The 5,744-nt window shown below is 54.0% G+C and carries 6 protein-coding genes; 3 read left to right on the top strand and 3 right to left on the bottom strand.

What is annotated here, in order from left to right; all coding sequences use genetic code 11:
• Nucleotides 1-61: 61 nt before the first annotated feature.
• Nucleotides 62-1,588, bottom strand: a complete 1,527-nt coding sequence (locus tag B3Z49_RS21890) for a DUF2336 domain-containing protein (RefSeq protein ID WP_296994968.1) — start codon at nucleotides 1,586-1,588, stop codon at nucleotides 62-64.
• Nucleotides 1,589-1,951: 363 nt separating this feature from the next.
• A complete protein-coding gene (gene pyk / locus B3Z49_RS21885) occupies nucleotides 1,952-3,373 on the bottom strand; it encodes a pyruvate kinase (protein ID WP_008890964.1) in 1,422 nt (473 codons plus the stop codon).
• A 285-nt stretch (nucleotides 3,374-3,658) separates the two neighbouring features.
• On the opposite strand from pyk, the gene B3Z49_RS21880 reads away from it, so the two are divergent.
• The 3 genes from B3Z49_RS21880 (at nucleotide 3,659) to B3Z49_RS21870 (ending at nucleotide 5,462) form a co-directional block, all read left to right on the top strand.
• Nucleotides 3,659-4,132: a deoxycytidylate deaminase gene (locus B3Z49_RS21880; protein ID WP_008890965.1), complete on the top strand. Its 474-nt coding sequence runs from the start codon at nucleotides 3,659-3,661 to the stop codon at nucleotides 4,130-4,132.
• Between the two features lie 284 nt (nucleotides 4,133-4,416).
• Nucleotides 4,417-4,911: a response regulator gene (locus B3Z49_RS21875; protein WP_008890966.1), complete on the top strand. Its 495-nt coding sequence runs from the start codon at nucleotides 4,417-4,419 to the stop codon at nucleotides 4,909-4,911.
• Nucleotides 4,908-5,462 (top strand): hypothetical protein, encoded by a 555-nt coding sequence (locus B3Z49_RS21870; protein WP_008890967.1) that lies wholly within the window; start codon nucleotides 4,908-4,910, stop codon nucleotides 5,460-5,462. Before B3Z49_RS21875 ends, B3Z49_RS21870 begins: the two co-directional genes overlap by 4 nt.
• 58 nt (nucleotides 5,463-5,520) lie before the next feature.
• Here the strand turns inward: B3Z49_RS21870 and B3Z49_RS21865 are convergent.
• Nucleotides 5,521-5,744 (bottom strand): hypothetical protein (locus B3Z49_RS21865; RefSeq protein WP_296994965.1); only part of this gene is annotated, 224 nt, incomplete at its 5' end.

Below are 5,744 nucleotides of genomic sequence, written 5' to 3'. Positions count from 1 at the left end.
TTGATGGTAAGGGCATGTTTCAGCCCGTCATAAGAGATGCCGTGATTGCTGCTCATGGCACTCAGTCCTCTTTGAGACCTTTGGACCGCCTGTCAGAGACGAGCCCCTCGAGCCCGCCACTGTTGCGCCCGCTGCGCGGTCGAAGTCCCTGACCGCGCGACATGGTCCTGCCGGTTGGCTTTGCCGTCTGTGCAGATGCCGGCGCAGGTTCGCTTTCTTTTTCGACCTTCATGCGCGAAGCCACCGGCTTCATGTCGCTAAAGAAATCGATGTACCAGTCCATATCGGCAGCTGCCATTGCAAAACGACCACCGGCCGCCGGGCTTTCAATTGCCGATTCCGGGATACCGTTGCTGATCTGCAAGACGACCGCTGCAGGTGCGGTCATCCCTGCCCGCCATGCAAGGGCTGTGATCGCCCGGGCACTGCCGGAATCAAGGATTTTGGAAACGGCATTGGCGCGAATTTGCGCGTAATGGGCAAGTGCCTGAACCACCAGTGCATCATCATTGCGCGACAGGGCATCAAGCACATACTGGTCAATCGTCATCTTGGCATCTGTTGCCTCAATGACATCGTTGTCGACCATTTCATTGTCTGCGATCTCGACATCCATGTCTCTATCACGCGACGGCATCAGCATCCGGTTTTCAAAACGGGCCTTTTCAATCCGCTGACGGACCGACTGGCGCAACGCGCGGGCAACCTCGGTCCGCATCCGGCCCTGCTCGACCAGCGTGTCAAACAGGGACGCCATGATGAAATGGGCAATACGGCGCTGGGCCTGACGTGAAATGCGATTCTGACCACCGAGGATATCGTTCTCCGGCACCTTTGGTTTTGCGGTCTTTTCAACAAAATGCGGCGTCATCGGCACAACGTTTCGCGGCGCGTCATCAGATGACAGCAACCGGTTCAACAAACCGCCCTTTTCCTTTTCCGCCTGCTGCTCGATCAGGCGGGCCTTGGCGGCGGCCTCAAGCTCGGCACGTTCACGTTCGGCTGCGGTCTGAATAAATTCACCGCGCCCACGCATGATATCAAGGAAATCGGAATCGCTCAGAAGCTCGATATAATCGGCAATCGATACGCGGCCAATCGCCTGAATATCCTGACGCAGGCGATTTGCGGCCTGACGGGTCATATACGGTGTATGGCCCAGCTCCTGTTCGATCAGCGCAATCACCTGCGGGCGATAACAGTCGCCCATATTGGCAATCGCCGAAACAAACTCGTCAACCATTTCCAGTCGTTCAGACGGGCTCAAATCTGTCAGATGCCGACGCAGACGGCGCGCCACATCCATACGCACGTCGCTGTCAAAATCAGGTACATCCTCGGCATCGTCGAGCGCGTCCAGTTCAGACGACAGACGGGCTGCGTGTTCAAGGGCCGATGCATCGGCGTTATTTTCGGAAACATGTCTGCGGGGAATCGCGCGACCCTGAACGCGACCTGTATCAGATCCAAACGTTTCAGGTGCGATGGTGCGAACAGTGTCGGCCAGATCACGCAGCTTGGCCGAGGCTTTATCATCAAGCCCCCCATCGCCCGCATTTTTCTGCCGATTGAACATCCAACTCAGCATTATCGCAGTAATTCCCCTGGTCCCGTGCCTGGCGGCGTATCGACATCGACGTTGCGATGCCTTATTTTTGTGTTTTGTCAGAACAGCTTAACCCAAACTGACAGTGTTACACAACCAGACAAGGCGTCTAATTTTCATAACCCAATCTCAAGGGCACATATCAATAGACAGAGCCTTGATTACAGAATGACTATCGGCGCAAAGACTCAAAAAAACATTAACGATACAGGGGTCTATGCCCCCTCCTGCCCGTTGCCATCGAAAAACCTGCACGCCGACGAAATTCTGGCAGTCTGCGCAAATGAAAACGGGCGCCCCAAAAGGACGCCCGTCATCGAAAATCGTTTCACGCAATCACTTGCGTTAATTATTGCCGACCCATGCAATGCGCAGAATATTGGTCGCCCCCGGCGTTCCGAACGGCACACCAGCGGTGATAACAAGCGAATCACCCGGTCCTGCAAATTCTTCACGCTTTGCCACTTCGGTGGCGATCCCGACCATTTCGGCAAAGTTGGTGGCATCACGGGTAAAGACCGGATGCACGCCCCAGCACAAGGCAAGGCGACGTGCGGTCTGAATCCGCGGGGTCAGGCCAAGAATTGGCACTTCCGGACGTTCACGTGCAGCACGGAATGCCGTCGACCCGGACGATGTATAGTTAACAACTGCCTTCGCACCAATGGTGGTGGCCACCTGACGGGCGGCTGCACTGATTGCATCCGGTGCGTTATGCTCCGGATCCGGGCGGTTGGCGTCACGCATACGGTAATAAAGATCGTCCTGCTCCACACGGCGCAGGATACGGTCCATGATCGAAACGGTTTCAAGCGGATATTTACCAACCGCACTTTCGGCTGACAGCATCACCGCATCGGCACCGTCATAGATCGCAGTCGCAACGTCGGATGCTTCGGCACGGGTCGGTGCCGGATTGGACACCATCGAGTCAAGCATCTGGGTTGCAACGATCACCGGCTTGCCAGCTTCGCGGCACGCTTTGATGATACGTTTCTGCAGGATAGGCACATCTTCCGGTGGGCATTCGACACCAAGGTCACCACGGGCAACCATGATCATGTCCGACAGATCGACAATCTCATCAAGGTGATCAATCGCCTGCGGCTTTTCCAGTTTGGAAACGATGGCTGCACGGCCCTGAATGATCTTGCGGGCCTCGGCAACGTCTTCGGGGCGCTGCACAAACGAAAGCGCCACGAAATCAACGCCCATCTCCAGACCGTAATCCAGATCGGCACGGTCCTTTTCGGTCAGCGGCGAGAGCGGCAACATCACATCCGGAAGGTTGACACCCTTGCGGTTGGAAAGCGGCCCACCGGTAATGACGGTACATTCGGCCGACTTGTCGTCGCATTTCTCGACACGCATGCGCAGTTTGCCATCATCAAGCAGCAGGTTCGCACCCGGCTTGATTGCAGCATAGACTTCCGGATGCGGAAGCGACACGCGCGTGTTGTCACCCGGCTTCTTGTCCATATCGAATTTGAACGTATCACCGGCGGTGAGTTCAACCTCACCGTCGGCAAAGGTGCCAACACGAATTTTCGGACCTTGAAGATCCATCAAAATACCGATCGGGCGGCCGAGTTTTTCTTCGACGACACGGATCGCTTCAAAACGGGCCAGATGTTCTGAGTGTTCCCCATGCGAGAAGTTCAGGCGGAACACATCCACACCTGTCTGCACAATTTTCTCGAGGATTTCTGGCTTTGAACTTGCCGGCCCCAGGGTCGCGATGATCTTCGCCTTACGTTGACGGCGCATCGGCTACTACCTCTTGTTATTCGGTTTACACGTGAGCCTTCCCGCTTCGGCCTGCATCTGCGGCGAGACGAAAAGGCGTCCTGATCTTTTCTGGGGGTAACCCCTTAATAATCAATCAGCCCCTATTTGAACAGGGACTTTTCATTAAATGCCTTTACAAAAATGTGATTTTTCGCTGGACAATTACAAGAAGCACCTTCTTTAAAGAACCCGTACCGGTGAAACGTGCCGGTCAAAAACGAATGCCCAACAGACCAATTTTACGGCGCAGACAGGACCCTTTTCATGAGCAAATGGCACCACCGCTTTCTTGGACTTGCAGCCCATATTGCAGACTGGTCAAAAGACCGCAGCACCCAGGTCGGTGCCGTTGTCATCGGCCCGAAAAAAGAAATTCGTGCTGTTGGCTATAACGGGTTTCCGCGCGGGGTCGATGACGAAGTCGAAAGCCGCCATCAGCGTCCGGAAAAATACGCCTATACCGAACATGCCGAACGCAATGCGATTTATAATGCCAGCTACACCGGCACATCCCTTGATGGCTGCGCCCTGTATGTCACGCACTTTCCATGCTGTGATTGCGCACGCGCCATCATTCAGGCGGGCATCGCCGAGGTCTATGTCGACAAGTCAAAACTAACCCCGGACTTTCTTGAACGCTGGGAACAGGATATGAAGATATCGACCGAAATGTTCGAGGAGTCCGGTGTTGCCGTTAAGGTGATTGATGACGACGGCGTCACCAAGCCCATGAAATAAAAAAGATCTTCCTCTTTACTATTAAAAAAAAGGCCCAATATTGGGTGTGTTCAAACCGGACGCGAGCATCAAAAACAAAAAGACGTAAACGTCGTTTGTTCTAACTTTTCAACTGGCTTGGGGTCAGTATTTGTCAGATTTTCGGGCTGAACACAGAGTGGTTTGGCCTTGCTGGAAACCAGACAAAGGTATAAGGGTTTATACATCAGCAACTGGTTAGATTTGCTGCTGTATCCCCCTGAACAGCGACGCATTTCGTGATGATGCTCAGGAACCGAGGCCGGATGAACGCGAAAATAGACTTTAGTAAGATTAGTTTTCTGATCGTTGACGGGGACAAGATTTCAGCTCAGGTGGTCTATGACACGCTCGCCTATCTCGGAGCCAGTCATATCCAGCGTGTAAAATCGCCGAATAATGCCTTTGACGTACTACGCACCGAAAAAATTGATATCGTGATTTGTGAATGGCGCTTGCGCGGTATGGATGGCCTCGAATTCCTCGATGTCATGCGCAATTCGACCAATTCGCCAAACCGGTTCATTCCGGTGATTATGCTGACCGCACATTCCGAGATGCGTTATGTGACGACGGCACGTGACCTTGGGATTACTGAATTTCTTGCCAAACCCTTTAACGCCAAGGCACTTTACAGCCGTCTGGTTTCGGTGATCGCCCGACCAAGACGTTTCATTAACACTGGAACGTATTTTGGCCCGGACCGACGTCGCAGACAGGTCCAGTTTGATGGTCCTGATCGTAGGAGCCTTGACGAATGACCCATTATGACTGGGGAAGCGGAGCCATCGTGAAGCCGGAAGAACCTAAGAAAAAGAAGAATGTGCAGATCATCCCTGCGCAGACCGATCTGAAACGCAAAGCTGTCAACTTCATCAAGGGATTTGACATCAACCTGTCACCTGAACAGCTTGAAGAGCTCGAACAGGTTGTACAGCGCAGCTCCGAGACCTTTGTCCGTGACATCGGCAAGGACCTGATGGAATGCCGCAAACTGGTAATCAACGCCCTGCGCGACAAGCCCAAGCGGCCAGAAGCCATCATCGCGGCAAATGACCTTGCCTATTCGGTCAAGGCCCTGGGCGGAACGTTCCAGTATCCCCTGATGACCCAGATCGCAAAATCGATGGAAATCTTCGTTGCCGACCGCACCACGGCCAACGAAAAACAGCTGCTGGTGATCCAGCTTCACATCGACTCGCTTTATGTCATTCTGGCCGGCCGCGTGACCGGTTTTGGTTCAACCGTCGAACAGGCAACTGTCGCGGCCCTGACCAAACTGACCGAACGCTACGCAGAACCGCGCGAATAGCCCACGCCTCTTGACCGCAGACGATCTCGCTTACTGGGAAGCATTTCACGATGCAGTCTCAGGTGGTGCTTATGCGCGCCTTGCAATCCCACATATCCCCCTCACCTGCCTGCCTTCGCAAAGCCCGACAGGTGAACTTTAACGTGCCCGATGCAGGGTCGGTTTCTACCGCCGGAAGAACGCGGTTAAAAATTGAAAAATCATGGCAAAAAAGCGCTTGCACCACCTGTGACCGGCTGCTAAAAACCGCGCCACGCACCATGCGGGTGTAGCTCAGTTGGT

The organism is Thalassospira sp. UBA1131, assembly GCF_002311515.1.
GTDB lineage: Bacteria > Pseudomonadota > Alphaproteobacteria > Rhodospirillales > Thalassospiraceae > Thalassospira.
Note: the sequence above shows the minus strand (reverse complement) of the source record. Positions and strands in the feature narration are given on the sequence as shown.

Bases quoted from the DNA above. Each gene is read 5' to 3' on its own strand.
- pyk (WP_008890964.1), bottom strand. From the start codon at position 3,373: ATGCGCCGTCAACGTAAGGCGAAGATCATCGCGACCCTGGGGCCGGCA.
- B3Z49_RS21890 (WP_296994968.1), bottom strand. From the start codon at position 1,588: ATGCTGAGTTGGATGTTCAATCGGCAGAAAAATGCGGGCGATGGGGGG.
- B3Z49_RS21875 (WP_008890966.1), top strand. From the start codon at position 4,417: ATGAACGCGAAAATAGACTTTAGTAAGATTAGTTTTCTGATCGTTGAC.
- B3Z49_RS21880 (WP_008890965.1), top strand. From the start codon at position 3,659: ATGAGCAAATGGCACCACCGCTTTCTTGGACTTGCAGCCCATATTGCA.
- B3Z49_RS21870 (WP_008890967.1), top strand. From the start codon at position 4,908: ATGACCCATTATGACTGGGGAAGCGGAGCCATCGTGAAGCCGGAAGAA.